The sequence below is a fragment of the Mesorhizobium sp. WSM4906 genome (assembly GCF_029674625.1).
In the GTDB taxonomy this organism is placed as follows: Bacteria; Pseudomonadota; Alphaproteobacteria; order Rhizobiales; family Rhizobiaceae; genus Mesorhizobium.
Map to the genome: position 1 here is coordinate 171,917 of NZ_CP121355.1, position 16,361 is coordinate 188,277.

At 64.9% G+C, this 16,361-nt stretch carries 15 protein-coding genes; 5 read left to right on the plus strand and 10 right to left on the minus strand.

Annotation, left to right across the window (positions count from 1 at the left end):
- Window positions 1–250: 250 nt before the first annotated feature.
- The gene (locus tag QAZ22_RS00810; protein ID WP_278205052.1) at window positions 251–1,531 is read right to left on the minus strand and encodes an amidohydrolase family protein; all 1,281 of its coding nucleotides are present in this window, start codon (window positions 1,529–1,531) and stop codon (window positions 251–253) included.
- Window positions 1,532–1,695: 164 nt separating this feature from the next.
- Here QAZ22_RS00810 and QAZ22_RS00815 point away from each other — a divergent pair, with 164 nt between their 5' ends.
- Window positions 1,696–3,450 carry an ABC transporter ATP-binding protein gene (locus QAZ22_RS00815; protein WP_278205053.1) on the plus strand — a complete coding sequence of 585 codons (1,755 nt, stop codon included), beginning with the start codon at window positions 1,696–1,698 and terminating at the stop codon, window positions 3,448–3,450.
- 47 nt (window positions 3,451–3,497) lie between these two features.
- Here QAZ22_RS00815 and ilvD read toward each other — a convergent pair whose 3' ends face one another.
- Window positions 3,498–5,342, minus strand: coding sequence for a dihydroxy-acid dehydratase (gene ilvD, locus QAZ22_RS00820; protein WP_278205054.1), 1,845 nt, complete (start codon window positions 5,340–5,342; stop codon window positions 3,498–3,500).
- Between the two features lie 224 nt (window positions 5,343–5,566).
- Between ilvD and QAZ22_RS00825 the strand changes: the two genes are divergently transcribed.
- Window positions 5,567–6,037: a VOC family protein gene (locus QAZ22_RS00825; RefSeq protein WP_278205055.1), complete on the plus strand. Its 471-nt coding sequence runs from the start codon at window positions 5,567–5,569 to the stop codon at window positions 6,035–6,037.
- Between the two features lie 169 nt (window positions 6,038–6,206).
- Here the strand turns inward: QAZ22_RS00825 and QAZ22_RS00830 are convergent, their stop codons facing one another.
- The 4 genes from QAZ22_RS00830 to QAZ22_RS00845 form a co-directional block, all read right to left on the minus strand.
- Window positions 6,207–7,799, minus strand: coding sequence for a peptide chain release factor 3 (locus QAZ22_RS00830; protein WP_278205056.1), 1,593 nt, complete (start codon window positions 7,797–7,799; stop codon window positions 6,207–6,209).
- Window positions 7,800–7,923: 124 nt separating this feature from the next.
- Window positions 7,924–8,166 (minus strand): DUF1127 domain-containing protein, encoded by a 243-nt coding sequence (locus QAZ22_RS00835; protein WP_278205057.1) that lies wholly within the window; start codon window positions 8,164–8,166, stop codon window positions 7,924–7,926.
- A gap of 74 nt (window positions 8,167–8,240) precedes the next feature.
- A complete protein-coding gene (locus QAZ22_RS00840; RefSeq protein ID WP_278205058.1) occupies window positions 8,241–8,756 on the minus strand; it encodes a hypothetical protein in 516 nt (171 codons plus the stop codon).
- A gap of 16 nt (window positions 8,757–8,772) precedes the next feature.
- Window positions 8,773–9,051, minus strand: a complete 279-nt coding sequence (locus QAZ22_RS00845; RefSeq protein WP_278205059.1) for a DUF4242 domain-containing protein — start codon at window positions 9,049–9,051, stop codon at window positions 8,773–8,775.
- 448 nt (window positions 9,052–9,499) lie between these two features.
- Here QAZ22_RS00845 and QAZ22_RS00850 point away from each other — a divergent pair, with 448 nt between their 5' ends.
- Window positions 9,500–11,065: a hypothetical protein gene (locus tag QAZ22_RS00850; protein WP_278205061.1), complete on the plus strand. Its 1,566-nt coding sequence runs from the start codon at window positions 9,500–9,502 to the stop codon at window positions 11,063–11,065.
- A gap of 67 nt (window positions 11,066–11,132) precedes the next feature.
- Window positions 11,133–12,206 (plus strand): FAD-binding oxidoreductase, encoded by a 1,074-nt coding sequence (locus tag QAZ22_RS00855; protein WP_278205062.1) that lies wholly within the window; start codon window positions 11,133–11,135, stop codon window positions 12,204–12,206.
- On the opposite strand, the gene QAZ22_RS00860 is transcribed toward QAZ22_RS00855, so the two are convergent.
- From QAZ22_RS00860 to QAZ22_RS00875, 4 genes are all read right to left on the minus strand, one after another.
- Entirely contained in the window at window positions 12,200–13,573 is a 1,374-nt protein-coding gene (locus QAZ22_RS00860; protein WP_278205064.1) for an amidase, read from the minus strand. The genes QAZ22_RS00855 and QAZ22_RS00860 overlap by 7 nt on opposite strands.
- Window positions 13,574–13,695: 122 nt before the next feature.
- Window positions 13,696–14,496, minus strand: a complete 801-nt coding sequence (locus QAZ22_RS00865; protein ID WP_278205065.1) for a class II glutamine amidotransferase — start codon at window positions 14,494–14,496, stop codon at window positions 13,696–13,698.
- A 139-nt stretch (window positions 14,497–14,635) separates the two neighbouring features.
- Entirely contained in the window at window positions 14,636–15,436 is an 801-nt protein-coding gene (locus QAZ22_RS00870; protein WP_278205067.1) for a class II glutamine amidotransferase, read from the minus strand.
- 16 nt (window positions 15,437–15,452) lie between these two features.
- On the minus strand, window positions 15,453–15,710 hold the full coding sequence (locus tag QAZ22_RS00875) for a DUF6356 family protein (protein WP_278205068.1): 258 nt from the start codon (window positions 15,708–15,710) through the stop codon (window positions 15,453–15,455).
- A gap of 115 nt (window positions 15,711–15,825) precedes the next feature.
- Between QAZ22_RS00875 and QAZ22_RS00880 the strand changes: the two genes are divergently transcribed.
- The gene (locus tag QAZ22_RS00880) at window positions 15,826–16,296 is read left to right on the plus strand and encodes an Lrp/AsnC family transcriptional regulator (protein WP_278205069.1); all 471 of its coding nucleotides are present in this window, start codon (window positions 15,826–15,828) and stop codon (window positions 16,294–16,296) included.
- Window positions 16,297–16,361: the final 65 nt, after the last annotated feature.

Below are 16,361 nucleotides of genomic sequence, written 5' to 3' on the forward strand. Positions count from 1 at the left end.
TACCGTGACCTCGCGCGACGAGTGAAGGCGGTGCAGAACAGAGGACGTTCTGAGCCGCCGCAACTCTCATAAGTAATGGCATGGATCCTATGGTCTGCGCCGCGTCGCTTCGCTCCTTGCTTCGCCATAGGATGACGAAGTGACGAGCATTCCGGCCAATCGCGAACCGTTCATGATGCTTTGGCCCAAACGAGGCAAATCGCTGGCTTTGGAGATTGGCGGAAGCGCGCTGTCCGTCCGCGCACGCGACCTACGCTGTCTTATGCCGCCGGTTCACCTGTGCCGGCCGGCCGGCGATCGACAGCCTGGTCTCCTGCTTCGTCCGTTCGGCGACCACCTTGCCCCTGGCGATCACGCACAGGCGCTCAGGGCGCAGGCGCACGGCCTCGATCGGGTTGCCGGCGTCGAGCACGACCAGGCTGGCCCGCTTGCCGACGGCGAGGCCGAGATGGTCGAGGCCCATGATGGCGGCGTTGACGTTGGTGACCATGTCGAAGCAGCGCGCCATGTCGGACGGGCTCGACATCTGGGCGACGTGAAGCCCCATGAAGGCGACGTCGAGCATGTCGGCGGTGCCCAGCGAGTACCACGGATCGAGCACGCAATCCTGGCCCCAGCCGACGCGGATGCCAAGCGCCAGCATTTCCTTCACCCGGGTCAGGCCGCGGCGCTTAGGGAAGGTGTCGTGGCGCCCCTGCAACATGATGTTGATCAGCGGATTGGGGATTGCCGAGACGCCGGCTTCGGCGATCAGCGGCAGGAGCTTCGAGACGTAGTAATTGTCCATGGAATGCATGGAGGTGAGATGCGAGCCGGCCACCCTGCCCTGCAGGCCGAGGCGCTGCGTTTCATAGGCAAGCTGTTCGATTTGGCGCGACAGCGGATCGTCGGTCTCGTCGCAATGCATGTCGACCATCAGGCCGCGTTTGGCGGCGATCTCGCAAAGCTCCGTCACCGAGCGCGTGCCCTCGGCCATGGTGCGCTCGAAATGCGGGATGCCGCCGACGATGTCGACGCCCATGTCCAGCGCTCGGATGGTGTTTTCGAGCGCCGTCGGCGAGCGGTAGAGACCATCCTGCGGAAAGGCGACCAGCTGCAGGTCGATATAGGGCGCGACCGTCTTCTTGACGTCGAGCAGCGCCTCGACGGCGAGCAGCCGGTCGTCGCACACGTCGACATGGCTGCGGATGGCGAGCAGGCCCATCGAGACGGCCCAGTCGCAATAGGCGAGCGCGCGGTCGCGCACGGCTTCATGCGTCAAAAGCGGCTTCAATTCGCCCCAGAGCGCGATGCCTTCGAGCAGCGTGCCCGAGGCATTGATGCGCGGCATGCCGTATGACAGCGTGGCGTCCATGTGGAAATGCGGATCGACGAAGGGCGGCGAGACGAGATTGCCGCGCGCGTCGACTTCGCTGCGGGCCGAGCCCGGCAGTTCCGCCTCGATCGCCCGAATAGTCTCGCCAGCGATGCCGATATCGGCAATCCTGCCGTCCGGCAGCGTGCCGCCGCGCACGATGAGGTCGAAATCCATCTTTCGTCATCCCTTTGTAGAATCAGTAGCTACCGTGGCTAAAAGGACGGCCTGCCGCAGCCTTTTCTTCCCCCGTCGGCGGAAGGTTTCCTCCGGCGGCAACTCGCTCTATAAGCCGCCTCTCGCCTTCGTGGCGAATCCGAAATTCACATGGGATAAGCCGTTTGTTTCGCTTCTTCCGCTCGACGGAGAACCAGCGCCTCGTCGCGAGGCTGGTGAGGGAATCCTTCCGGGAGCACAAATTCGGCTATGGCGCGGCCATAGTGTCGATGCTGGTGGTGGCCGCCATGACGGGCGCCAGCGCCTGGATCCTGCGCGAGATCACCAACGAATTCGTGATCTACAAGCGGATCGACCGCGTCAACCTGATCGCGGGCGGGGTCGCGGTCATCTTCCTGCTCAAGGGCGTGGCCAATTTCGTCCAGGCCTATTTCATGAGCAGGGTCGGCAACGCCATCATCGCCGACCGGCAGCGCAAGATCTATGACCGGATCCTGGCGCAGGGCATCGAGTTCTACCATTCGACCTCGTCGTCCGACCTGATCACCCGCATGACCAATAATGCCCAGGCGGCGCGCAGCGTGCTCGACCTCGTCGTCACATCTTATGTGCGCGACCTGGTGACGCTCATTGTCCTGGTGCTGGTCATGGTCTGGCAGCAGCCGGTCCTGTCGCTGATCTGCTTCATTGTCGGGCCGGTGGCGATCTACGGCATCAATCGCATCCTGAAGCGCGTCCGCAAGATCGCCCAGATGGAGTTCCGCTCGCTCGGCCAGATCGTTCATGTGATGCAGGAGACGGCGATCGGCGTGCGCGTCGTCAAATCCTTCAATCTCGAAGGCGCCATGCGCAAGCGCATGTACAAGGCCGTGTCGGACGTGCAGAACCGCGCCAACAACATCGCGACGCTCGAAGCGGCCACCAGCCCGGTGATGGAAACGCTTGCCGGCCTGGCGATCGCAGGCGCGGTTCTGGTCAGCGGCTTCCTGGTGCTGGAGGGCGGCCAGATGCCGGGCAACATCATGGCCTTCATCGCAGCGCTGCTGCTCGCCTATGAGCCGGCAAAACGTCTGGCGCGCGTGCGCATTTCGCTGGAGACCGGCATCGTCGGCGTGCGCATGATGTTCCAGCTCGCCGACCGGCCGCTGACGCTCGCCGAAAAGCCCGACGCCAAGCCGCTGCAGCCAGGCCCGGGCGAAATCCGCTTCGACAATGTCAGCTTCGCCTATCCCGAAAGCCCGCCGGTGTTCGACGGCTTCAACCTGACGCTGGCAGCCGGCAAGATGACGGCGCTGGTCGGGCCTTCGGGCAGCGGCAAGTCGACCATCCTCAACCTGATCATGCGCATGTACGACCCGCAGAGCGGCAAGGTGATGTTCGACGGGCAGGACATCTCCTACGCCACACTTGCCTCTCTCAGGGAGAAGATCGCCTATGTCAGCCAGGACACGTTCCTGTTCGCCGGCACGATCATGCACAACATCCGCCTCGGCCGTGAGAGCGCGACCGACGACGAGGTCATCGCCGCCGCCAGGGCCGCGAATGCGCACGACTTCATTAGCGCCATGGCCAAGGGCTACGAGACGGAAGTGGGCGAGAACGGCTCGCTGCTTTCGGGCGGCCAGCGCCAGCGCATCTCGATCGCGCGCGCGATGCTGCGCAACGCCGAGATCCTGCTTCTGGACGAGGCTACCAGCGCGCTCGACGCCGAGTCGGAAGCGCTGTTCCGCGACGCGCTGCAGCAGCTCACCGCCGGACGCACGACGATCGTCATCGCGCACCGCCTGTCGACGGTGCACCAGGCCGACACGATCGTGGTGCTGGAGAACGGCAAAGTGCGGGAGAGCGGTGAGCACAACACGCTGCTCAAGCAGGGCGGGCTTTACCAGAAGCTCTATGAATATCAGCTGATGCCGTAGGGGCGCCTCTCCCTTCTCCCCTTGTGGGAGAAGGGGAAGGCTGGGCCTTATTCCGGCACTTTCCTCACAGCGCCCTTGTCGGCGCTGGTGGCGAAGGCGGCGTAGGCGCGCAGCGCCGCCGTCACCTTGCGCTTGCGCTTTTCCGCCGGCTTCCAGGCATCGGCACCCTTCGCCGCCATCGCGGCGCGGCGCGCTTCAAGCTCGGCCTCGCTGACGGCGAGATGGATCTTGCGGTTCGGGATGTCTATCTCGATCGTGTCGCCTTCCTGGACCAGGCCGATCAGCCCGCCCTCGGCGGCTTCGGGCGAGACGTGGCCGATCGACAGACCCGACGTGCCGCCGGAGAAGCGGCCGTCGGTGATCAGCGCGCAGGCCTTGCCGAGGCCCTTCGATTTCAGGTAGCTGGTCGGGTAGAGCATCTCCTGCATGCCCGGACCGCCGCGCGGCCCCTCATAGCGGATGACGACGATGTCGCCCGCCTTGATCTCGTTGCCGAGGATCGCCTTGACGCTCGCGTCCTGGCTTTCGAAGACCCGCGCGGGGCCTGTGAATTTCAAGATCGACTCGTCGACGCCGGCCGTCTTCACGATGCAGCCATCGAGCGCCAGATTGCCCTTCAGCACCGCCAGGCCGCCATCCTTCGAGAACGGCGTCTTGGCCGAGCGGATAACGCCCGTCTCGCGGTTCGTGTCGAGCTCGTCCCAGCGCCGATCCTGGCTGAAGGCGACCTGCGTCGGGACGCCGCCGGGCGCGGCGCGGAAGAAGGCGCGCACATTCTCGGCCGAAGTGCGGGCGATGTCCCAATGATCGAGCGCCTCGCCGAGCGTGGCGGTGTGTACCGTCGGCAGATCGCGGTTGATCAGGCCGGCCTGGTCGAGCTCGCCGAGGATCGCCATGATGCCGCCGGCGCGGTGGACGTCCTCCATATGCACATCGGCCTTGGCCGGCGCCACCTTGCACAGCACCGGCACCTTTCGCGACAGCCTGTCGATGTCCTCCATGGTGAAGTCGACCTCGCCCTCGTGCGCGGCGGCGAGGATATGCAGCACCGTGTTGGTCGAGCCGCCCATGGCGATATCGAGCGCCATGGCGTTCTCGAAGGCGCCCTTGGAGGCGATGCTGCGCGGCAGCGCTGTTTCGTCGTCCTGCTCGTAATATCGCTGCGCGAGATCGACGATCAGATGGCCGGCCTCGACGAACAGGCGCTTGCGGTCGGCATGGGTGGCGAGGGTCGAGCCGTTGCCAGGCAGCGAGAGGCCCAGCGCTTCGGTCAGGCAGTTCATCGAGTTGGCCGTGAACATGCCCGAGCACGAGCCGCAGGTCGGACAGGCCGAGCGTTCGATGACCTTGACGTCCTCGTCGGAAACACGGTCGTCGGCGGCCGCCACCATGGCGTCGACCAGATCGAGCGCCTGCGCCTTGCCGGCCAGCACCACCTTGCCGGCCTCCATCGGGCCGCCGGACACGAAGACTGTCGGGATATTGAGGCGCAACGAGGCCATCAGCATGCCGGGCGTGATCTTGTCGCAATTGGAGATGCAGACCATGGCGTCGGCGCAATGCGCGTTGACCATGTACTCGACGGAGTCGGCGATCAGCTCGCGCGACGGCAGCGAATAGAGCATGCCGTCGTGGCCCATGGCGATGCCGTCGTCGACGGCGATGGTGTTGAACTCCTTGGCGACGCCGCCGGCCTTCTCGATCTCGCGGGCGACAAGCTGGCCGAGATCCTTCAGATGCACGTGACCCGGCACGAACTGGGTGAAGGAATTGACCACCGCGATGATCGGCTTGCCGAAATCCGAATCCTTCATGCCGGTGGCGCGCCACAGGCCGCGGGCGCCGGCCATGTTGCGGCCATGGGTGGTGGTGCGGGAACGATAGGCAGGCATCGGATTGTCCTTGCTGGCTGGCCGCGCCCAGCATGGCGCGACGGCACTGTATCTTAGTCGGCGCCGGTTATAGCGACCAAGGTCCGGCCTTGCCACAGTTTTGCGCTGCGCCACGATTCTTCAGGAAATTTGAAAATCGCTGTCGGATCGCACTTTCCCGATCCGTCCTTGCGGCAGACGGCACCAAATCGCCGCCCAACCTGAACAAGCCCGAGGAGCAAGACATGCAGAAGATCACCACCTTCCTGTGGTTCGACGGCCAGGCCGAGGAGGCCATGAACCATTACCTCTCCATCTTCGAGAATTCGAAGGTGCTGAGCGTCACGCGCTGGCCCAAGGGCCATCCCCAGGAGGGCCAGGTGCTGGTCGCCTCGTTCGAGCTCGACGGCGTGACCTTCCAGGCACTGAACGGCGGGCCGCAATACAAGTTCACCGAAGCGATCTCGCTGTCGATCGACTGCAAGACGCAGGACGAGGTCGATCATTTCTGGACGAGGCTCACCGAAGGCGGCGGCCAGCCCGGCCCCTGCGGCTGGCTGAAGGACAAGTTCGGCGTGTCCTGGCAGGTCGTGCCGGAGCAGCTGCCGCGCCTGCTTCAGGACCCCGACCAGGCGAAGGCCGGCCGCGTGATGTCGGCGATGATGCAGATGGGCAAGATCGAGATCGACAAGCTGGAGGCGGCGGCGAAGGGGTGAGCGCGACTTTCCCCTTCTCCCCTTGTGGGAGAAGGTGGATCGGCGCGCAGCGCCGAGACGGATGAGGGGTGTTCCAGCGGAGTGAGACGTTGGCTTTCCCTGGAACACCCCTCATCCGACCTCGCTTCGCGAGGCCACCTTCCCCCACAAGGGGGAAGGGAAAACAGCGCTACGCCGCCTTGTCGCGGACCTGATAATCCTTGACCGCGGTGAAGCGGATCGCTTTCCAGCGCTCAGCCTCGTAGTTCAGCGAGAAGGCGTGCTGGGCGAGGAACACCGGATCGTTGTCGAGGTCGCGGGCGATGTCGCCGCGATGCGCTTCGATGAAGCGCTGCACGTCCGCCTTGTCGTCGGCCGAGATCCAGCGGCAGACGGAAAAGCGCGACATCTCGAAATCGACGGGCAGCGTGTATTCGATGTTGAGCCGCTCCTTGAGCACGTCGAGCTGCAGCGCGCCGACGACGCCGACGATCGCGGGCGAGCCGTCCTCCGGCGAGAAAAGCTGCACGACGCCTTCCTCGGCCATCTGGTGCAGTGCTTCCTTCAGCTTCTTGGCCTTCATGGCGTCGCCGAGGCGCACCCTGCGCAGGATTTCCGGCGCGAAGTTCGGCACGCCGCGGAACAGGATCTCCTCGCCCTCGGTGAGGGTGTCGCCGATGCGCAGCGTGCCGTGATTGGGGATGCCGACGACGTCGCCGGCGAAGGCCTCGTCGGCGGTGACGCGGGTGCGGGCGAAGAAGAATTGCGGCGCCGACAGGCTCATCGGCTTGCCGGTGCGTACGAGCCTAGCCTTCATGCCGCGCTCGAGCTTGCCCGAGCAGACACGGACAAAGGCGATGCGGTCGCGGTGGTTGGGGTCCATGTTGGCCTGGATCTTGAAGACGAAGGAGGTCATCTTCTCCTCGGTCGCCTCGACCGTTCGTTCATCGGCTTCCTGCGCGCGCGGCGGCGGCCCGAAGGCGCCGAGCGCCTCGATGAGATCGCGCACGCCGAAATTGCGCAGCGCCGAGCCGAAATAGACCGGCGTCAGATGGCCTTCGCGGAATGCATCGACGTCGAGCGGTCGGCAAGCTTCCCGCGCGAGCTCCAGCTCCTCGATGAAGTCGTTGCGCTCGTTTTCGGGCAGCAGTCCGGCGACACGGTTGGAATCCGGACCGTGGACCGGCGTGCGCTCCTTCTCGTCATCGCTCCGGCGCACGGCGTTCTGCGCCAGGTGGTAGGTGCCGCAAAAGGTCTTGCCGCGGCCGATCGGCCAGGTGACGGGTGCGGTGTCCAGCGCCAGCTTCTGCTCGATCTCGTCGAGTATCTCGAACGGGTCGCGGCTCTCGCGATCCATCTTGTTGACGAAGGTGATGATCGGGATGTCGCGCAGCCGGCAGACCTCGAACAGCTTCAGCGTGCGCGGCTCGATGCCCTTGGCGGCGTCGATGACCATGACCGCCGAGTCCACCGCCGACAGCGTGCGGTAGGTGTCGTCGGCGAAATCCTCATGGCCGGGTGTGTCGAGCAGATTAAAGACGTTGTCGCCATACTCGAAGGTCATCACCGAGGTGACGACCGAGATGCCGCGCTCGCGCTCGATCTTCATCCAGTCGGACCGGGTCTGGATGCGGTCCTTCTTGGCCTTGACCTCGCCGGCAAGCTGGATGGCGCCGCCGAACAGCAGCAGCTTTTCGGTGAGCGTGGTCTTGCCGGCGTCGGGGTGGGCGATGATCGCGAAAGTGCGGCGGCGCGATACCGCCTGTTCGATGTCTTCTGCCAATCTGATGGAATCCTGTCTGTGGCGCGGGCTTCTAGCAGCGCTTTCCCGCCCTGTCGACGGTTTTGGGCAGATCGGCTCGACCCGAGCAGCGATCAGAAGGCCACAGCGGGAACCCCGCATCATTTCATATCCGCCCGCTACCGCCTTCCTTGCGGCCCAATCTGGTAACCGACCGTATCTCCGCCCGCTCGATGCCGATGTCGCGTAGCAGGTAGTCCGGCAATTCGTCGAGCCGCGCGCGATCCCTGCGGATGCGCAGGACAGGCGCGAGAACACGTCGGCCGGAATGACAGATTTCGACGATCGCGGCGAAGACGCGCCCAAATGCCGAGCGGTTAGCCGTGAGCTCCTGCCCAAGGATGGTCATGTCGTATCTCCTTCAGTTGAACGACGGAAGCTGGGAGGACCGGCGATGGCCCTCCCGAGGCCCGAGTCAGCAGATCAGGACCGCTCGTGTCCGCAGCTCACATACGGGTTCCAGTCGGCGAACATGCCGGCCGGATTGTGCCGCCAGTGCCAGACATGGAGCTCGTAGTACGGGTCCACCGGGTGGACACCCACCGTCGTCTTGCGCTGGAGGGTGCGGCCGAGGAATTCGGGAACGCCTTTTCCCTTCCAGTCCTTTTCGAAGACGATGTACTCCATCCCGACGAGCTGCATCGAGCCATCAGCCTGAGGCTCGTAGGTCAGCACGTCCGGCTCGCCGAGCATCAGCTTGCCGTCGCCGGCGCGACCGGGATGGATGAAGTGGACGCCCATCGTGCCGTGCTCGTCATGCGTCGTGCACTCGAAGAGCTGCTGATAGCCGTCCGCCTTGGCGACCTCGATGTTGAAGTACTTGGACGCCATCTCCCGTGACCGGTTGACCGCCGGGTCTGGTGCGTCATGGGCGACTGCGGAACCGCAGAAGAGCGCGGAGGCGCCCACAGCGAAGATAATTTCTGCAAAGCGCTTCACGATCCATTCCTCCCTGTCAGGCGGCATATGCCGTCGTTGGATCGAACATGCGCTTGATCTGCGTGATCTTGGTCGCCGGGAAGCCGCTCATCTTGGCGTGGCGCTGGATAATGGCCTCGTCCTTGGCGAGGTAGACGCAGAACGTCTTGTCGTCCGCCACGAAGGATTCGACCCACTGGATGTCCGGGCCAAGCTCGGCAAGAACGGCGTTCGAAGCCTTGGACGCGTCGCGAAGCTGCTCGCGCTCGAAGGTGCCTACCTTGGGAATTTCCCGTTCGATGATGTATTTCTGCATGTCGCAATCTCCTTGATCTGAGGTTCAAATGCCTCCCGACGCTCGACCAGGTCAGCGCCGGTGACATCGCCGGGGCGGCTGAGGTAAACTTTCACTTGGCTCGCCAGGCAGGTGGAGAATTACGGGAGAGGCGGCCAACAGTCCTTATGCCGCTCTTATCTTGTTCTGATCCTTTGCCTATTGCCGTTTACAGGGATTACAGCCGATGGGAATTTATTGCTTCGGCGACTTCGAGCTTAACGAGGACTCCCGCGCCCTTCGTCTCGCCGGGCGCGAGATCGAGGTACAGCCCCTGGTCTTCGATTTCCTTGCCGTTCTGCTACGGCACCAGGACCGGGCCATGAGCAAGGACGAGTTGCTTGAAACGCTGTGGCCGGGCGTGACGGTGACCGAGGCTTCGTTGCAGCGCGTGGCAAGCCTTGCGCGCGGCATCCTTCGGCAGGGCGGCATGGAGGCGGCGCTGCGCAACCTGCCCCGCTTCGGCTACCGCATTTGCCTCGATCAGCCGCCTGTTTCGGAAAATGGGCCGGCCGATACCGGCAGCAAGCCATCGCGTCCCGGCTCACCAATCCTGGCGGCACGCACGGCCGTCGCAGCCAGAAAATGGCAGGACGCCGCTGCTTCCTTCGCCAAGGCGGATGCTGCCGACGAGTTGCTGACGGCCGATCTCGAAGAGTGGGCATTGGCGCTGGAATGCATGGGGCGGCCGGCCGAAGCCATACCACTCCTGGCGCGGGCGGTGACGGAATACGGCGTCGCTGGCGAGCGGCTGCGTGCCGCGTCCCCGGCAATCAGCCTCGCCAAAATCCATCTGGAAAGAGGTGAACTCGCGGTCGCCAAGGGCTGGCACAAGCGCGCCGCACAGCTGATTAATACCTCGGCCGATAGCAGGGAGCACGGACTGTGGTGCTGGATGGGCGCGCGGATCATGGGTGCGGAAGCCGAGCCCGAGCAGGCGCTTGCACTCGCCGATCAGGCGTTCGAGGTCGGCAGACAGCTCGAGGACCCGGTCGTGGAGTCGCTCGGGCTGATCTATCGCGGCTTCTTCAAGCTCTGCCTCGGTGAAACCAAATCCGGCCAGGAAGATCAGGATCTTGCCGCCGCGCTCGGTCTTTCCAGCGACGTGGATCCGATCGTCGGTGGCATCCTCTACTGCAACATTCTGTGGGCCTGCCGGAATTTCGGCGACTGGTCGAGGGCCAACCAATGGACGCTTGGCTACGAAGGCTGGTGCAAGGGACACGGGCTGGAAGACCTGTCGGGCTCATGCCGGCTGCATCGCGCCGAGGTGCTCGGCGTCCACGGCACGTTGAAGGAGGCCGAGGCACTGGTACGCGCTGCGCTCGACCAGCTTGCGCTCGATGCGCCTTGGGCGACAGGTGACGCGCTGCGCGTCCTGGGTGACATTCATCTCGCGGCCGGCGATTTTGCCGAGGCGGAGATCGCCTATCGCGCGTCCCATGCCGCGGGCTGGGACCCGCAGCCCGGCCTTGCGCTGCTGCAGCTCGAGCAGGGGCACGCGGAGGCCGCCTTCAGCGCGCTGGAGCGGTCTCTGGTCGGGAACGGCTGGCCGACTCTGCAGCGACGCGGCCTCGTGCTCGCCACTCTGGCAAAAGTGGCAGCGCGGATCGGCCGACCGGAGCGCGCAAAGGAGGTCATAGCCGAGCTGGAGACCCAGCCGCAGCGCTGGCCGATGGCCTCCGTCCGGGCGCTGACCGCCGAGGCCAAGGCAGAGCTTTTCATACAGGAAGAACGCCTCGCCGAGGCCGTTCGGGAACTGCAGACCGCATGCTCGCGCTGGAGCGAAATCGGCTCGCCGATCAATGTCGCCGACGCCAGGCTTTCGCTCGCGGCGCTGCTCATTCAGCTTGGCGATCGCACCGGCGCCGAGCTGGAGCTCGGCACCGCGTTGGCGGTTGCGAGGAAGGTCGACTCCTCACGGCTCATGCGGCGCTGCGAAGAGCTCAAGGACCTGCTTTCCGGGGCGCAGAAGGTGGCCGCGGGCAGCGCGTAGGCGCTTCGCGCTTGAGGTCCGGCCAGCGTGGTGGCATGACGGGGAAAATCTCCCCCGAAGGTCCAGCATGAACAGCGCAAAACAAGTCATCGTCATCGGCGCCGGCATCATCGGCGCATCGGTTGCGTGGCATCTGACAAAGGCAGGAGCGCGAGTAACGGTCGTTTCGACAAGTGGCGCGGGCGGTGTGGCAACGCCGAATTCCTTCGCCTGGATCAATGCAAGCTGGGGCAACCCCGAGACCTATTTCCGCCTGCGCACCCGCGCCATGGCCGAGTGGACGCGGCTGGCGGGAGATGTGCCGGCTATTCCGCTCGCCTGGTGCGGCGGCCTGTGCTGGGACCTGCCGGTGGACAGGCTCGAAGCCTTTGCGGCCGAGCATTCGTCCTGGGGCTACGGCATCGAGCGGGTCGGCCGCGACCAGGCGGCGCGCATCGAGCCCAATCTGGCTGAGCTTCCCGATTTCGCCCTCTACGTTGCCGAGGAAGGCGTGGCCGAGCCGATGGCGGCCACAAAGGCACTACTGGCGGATACCGAGCGGCGCGGCGCCCGGATCGTCACGGGGACCGTCCAAACGCTGGCGCTGTCCGGCAGCAAAGTCACCGGCGTCGTCGTTTCGGGTGAAACCATCACCGCCGACGAAGTGGTGGTCGCCGCAGGCGCCGGCGCGCCGGCCATTGCAGCAACGGCCGGCATAAAGCTGCCGATCGAGACGCCGCCGGGCCTGATCGTCCATTCGCGCCCCTACAAGAAATTGCTCAACGGGCTGGTGCTGGCCGAGACGCTGCATATGCGCCAGACGGCCGAGGGACGCATCGTCGCCGGCTCGGATTTCGGCGGCGGCGATCCGGGTGAGGATCCGGAAGCCACCGCGCGCGAGCTTTTCGAAGCGACGAAAGCCATGCTGCGCAGCGCTGACGGGCTGGAGCTCGATTTCCACACTGTCGGCTACCGCCCCACCCCGGCCGACGGCTTTCCGATCGTCAGCCGCGCCGACGGCGTCGGCGGCATCTACATCGCCGTCACCCATTCCGGCATCACGCTGGCGCCGGCGGTCGGCCTGTTTGCAGCCCGCGAAATCCTCGACGGCGAGCGCGATGCGCTGCTCGCGCCCTATGCACTGTCGCGTTTCGCTCAGTAGCCCGGCGGCCGGCGAAACCCACCAGCCAACGGCGCGATCGCTGCGGCGACGCCGAGCAGCCGCGCTTCCGACCAGCGCTTGCCGAGGAGCTGCAGACCGATGGGCAAGCCATCGCCGTCCTGTCCGCAGGGGAATGCGAGCGCCGGGTGGCCTGAATAGTTGAAGACCGCGCCATAGGCCGGCAGCATCCAGTAGCTCTCGTCCTTGCCGTCGACCTCGAGCGGGCTGCCTGGCTTGCAGTGCGCAAAGGCCGTGGTCATCGCGGCCGGGCAGAGCAAGGCGTCGCAGCTTTCGAAAAAGCGTTCCCAGGCAAGGATCGACCGGCCGCGACGGGCAAGCGCCACGAACCAACTCGATACCGGGGTCGGCTCAGCCGGCGGTTCCGGCTGAGCGGCCTCCAGCATCATGCCGATCAGCTTGCCGCCCTCGGCGAGATCGTCGTGCAGTTCGAGCTTCGGCAGACTTGCTTCCTCGACGCGTGCACCGGCGGACGCCAGCGCGGCAGCCAGTCTTTCGACCGTGGCGCCGATCTCCGCCGCCACCGGAAGGCCGGGGAAGGTGCTGGCGAAGGCTATGCGCAGCGATTTCAGCTCGAGCCTCGGCACCGGATCAACCGGCACCGGCGCCAGATCGGTGTCGGCTCCGTCAGGTCCAGCAATGATCCGATAGATCAGCGCCAGGTCCTCAAGATTGCGAGCAATCGGCCCAGCACAGGACATCAAGCGGACGCTGCGCGAAACGCCGCCCGGATCGGGAAAGGCACCCTCCAGCGAAACGCGGTGCTCTGTCGGCTTCAGGCCATAGACGCCGCAAAAGGCGGCCGGTAGGCGGATGGAATCCTGCATGTCGGTGCCGATCTCGAAGGGCGTCATGCCCGCAGCGACGGCTGCAGCAGCACCGCCGCTGGAGCCGCCCGCCGTGCGCGACGGATCCCAAGGGTTGCTGGTGCGGCCGAAGAGCGGATTGTCCGATTGCCAGTCGCTCAGCATGGTGGCGACATTGGTTTTGGCCGTGAGCACGCCGCCGGCGGCTTTCAACCGGGCGACGACGGGACTGTCGCTCCCCGGCACATAATCGGCAAAGGGCGGGAAGCCGGCGGTGGTCCTCATGCCCGCCGTCTCGTGCGTGTCCTTCAAGGTGAACGGCACGCCATGCAGCGGGCCGTGCGTGTCGCCGTGCGCCAGTGCCGCATCGGCCTGCCTGGCGCGCTCACGGGCCTCGTCGCGGTCGAGGATGACGACGGCGTTGACTGCCTCGTTGTGCCGATCGACTTGAGCGAGGTGCGCATCGAGCGCCTCGACTGCCGAGATTTTGCGCTCGGCGATCATCGCCGCGAGTTCGGTGACGGGCGAGAAAGCGAGGTCCATGACCAGTGCTCCGGCTGCTGCGCGCCGCCATCAAACATGGCGGACTTCGATGTGGCTTCAAGCCGAGTTCAGCATCCAGAGGATCGAGACGCTTGATCGAAATTGCGCTCGCGCCAGTCGTTTCAGCCCGCCAGCGCGAACCGGGAAGCCGCAGGCGCAAAAGGCCTGATGCTGGTGCTGTCCCTGGTCATGGTGACAAAGGTCGATTGCGGGATCTCGTGCCAGGTACGGCCATCGCGGTCGAAAGGTTCGGACACGATGCAGCGGCCCGTACGCTTGGCGAAGGCAGCGGTGTAGAGCGTCGGGGCATGATCGTCGGTGGCGTAGCGGACGGCGTGAAGCGCCCTTCCGTTACTGAAGGCAGCGGTCAGTTTCAGCGACGGCTCGATGCCGGCGCGGCGCGAAGCCTCCAGCACATGAGCGGCAGCACGCGACACCGCGCCATAAGGATCGTTCGAGAGCCCCTCGCCCAGCATCAGCCGGAAGAACAATTCGGAATCGGTGGTCCCTTCGAGCTGGTCGAACAACGCATCGGAAAGCGAATGCTCCAAGGCACGGCGAATCTTCTCGAAGCCGCCGATCTGGCCGTTGTGCATGAACGACCAGGGGCCGGAGACGAAGGGATGGCAGTTCATGCGGCTGGTGGCGCCGCCGGTCGAGGCGCGCACGTGAGCCAGGAACAGCCCGGATTTTATCTGGCTGCCAAGGCTCTTCAGATTGGGATCCGACCAGGCCGGCAGGATGTCGCGGTAAAGGCCGGGCTCCGGCCGGTCGCCATACCAGGCCACGCCAAAGCCATCGGCATTGGTCGGCGATTTCGCTTCCCTCGCACCATGGCTCTGAACGATCAAAGAATGCGGCGGTGCGGCGATGACGTCTTCCAGGAAGATCGCGTCGCCAAGATAGGCGGCCCATCTGCACATTGTCCTGTCATCCTTCTGTTCACGCGCTTTTCGAGCGCGCGGATGAACCCATTCGCCGCTCGTCGGGCGCCACAGATGACAGGAGGACGGTTTGGCGTCCTTACACTGCGCTTATGTTTCGCTGATCATTTGCCTGAAGTCAGCCGGCCAGGGCCAATTGGGACGTGGCTGGCGCAAACGGCCGGATGCTGGTGCCGTCCGTTGTCATGGTGACGAAGCTTGACGGCGGGATCGCCTGCCACTCGCCGCCTTCGCGGTCGAACGGTTCCGAGACGATGCAGCGGCCGGCTCCTCTGGCGAAGGCGCCGGTATAGAGCGTCGGCGCGTGGCCGTCGGTGGCGTAGCGCACGGCGTGGAGCGCCTGCCCGTCGGAAAAAGCGGCGGTCAGTTTCAGGGACGGCTCGATGCCGGCGCGGCGCGAGGCGTCCAACACGCGGCTGGTGGCGCGCGACACCGCGCCTTGCGGGTCGTTGGACAGACCCTCGTCGATCATCAGGAGAAAAAAGAGTTCGGAATCGGTCGTCCCTTCGCGCTGGTCGAAGACTTCGTCGGAGAGCGAATTCTCCAGCGCGCGGCGGATCTTTTCAAAGCCGCCGATCTGGCCGTTATGCATGAATGACCAGCGCCCGGAGACGAAGGGATGGCAATTCATGCGGCTGGTGGCGCCGCCGGTCGATGCACGGACATGGGCGAGGAAGAGGCCGGACTTGATCTGCCGGCATAGGCTCTTCAGGTTGGGATCGGACCAGGCAGGCAGGATGTCGCGATAAATGCCGGGCTCAAGCCGGTCGCCATACCAGGCAAGGCCGAAGCCGTCGCCATTGGTCGGCGACTTCGCCTCCTGGGCGCAGTGGCTTTGGACAATCAGCGAGTGGCAGGGCGCGGTGATGATGTCTTCCAGGAAGACCGCTTCACCGAGATAGGCCGCCCACCGGCACATCGCATTCCACCATCTATCAGGCGCGGTCCATGAGAGTCCTCGCCGGCTCCTTCACCGCATGCGCGCCTCTGTTGTGCGTGCGCTCATAGAGCTCGCGAACGATTCGGCTCGCGGTAATTTCGAACAGAAATGGCAAGAAAGCGTGAACGAACGCGGCGCCTGCGGCCATCGACAGGCGGGAACAGAACCAGGCGGCAAAGGCCATGTGGCCGAAATAGGTCTCGCCCACCTTGGCCGGGTGTGACGTGAAGAGCGCTGTGAGCCGTGTCATCATGGTGATCCCTCCTGCCGGGATAAGCCCCGATGCCGAGCAGCCTGCCATGGGTCGCAGGTTCACAGGTCTCAAATTGTCCTTGTGTTAAAGCCATTTTTGGGACATTTATCCCAAGATGCCCTTTGAGCCCGATGCAATTGATCGAAGATTGCTGGCGGAGCTGCAGCGCGACGGCACGCTTTCCGTCGACCAGCTGTCGGAGCGCGTGGCGCTGTCGCGCAACGCCTGCTGGCGTCGCGTCAAGCGGCTGGAGGAGGACGGCATCATCACCGGGCGCGTGGCGCTCGTCGATGCCGACAAGCTTGGGCTCGGCCTTTCGGTGTTCATCCTGATCCGTACCTCCAACCACGACCCGGACTGGCTGCAGAAGTTCCGCGCGGCAGCGACCGGCTTTGCCGAGATCACCGGCGTCTACCGGATGTCCGGCGACCTCGACTATGTGCTGAGGGCCAGAGTTGCCGACGTCAAAGCCTATGACCGGCTCTACCAGCGGCTGATCGCCAAGGTGCCGCTGTCGGATGTGTCGGCTTCCTTCGTCATGGAGGAGATCAAGGAGACGACGGTGGTTCCGGTGGAGCTGCGCTGAAACCGGCGGAACCGCGTGCAAAGAAAGCCGTTGATAGGCTTGCCGCCGAGTTGACCGAATCGCCA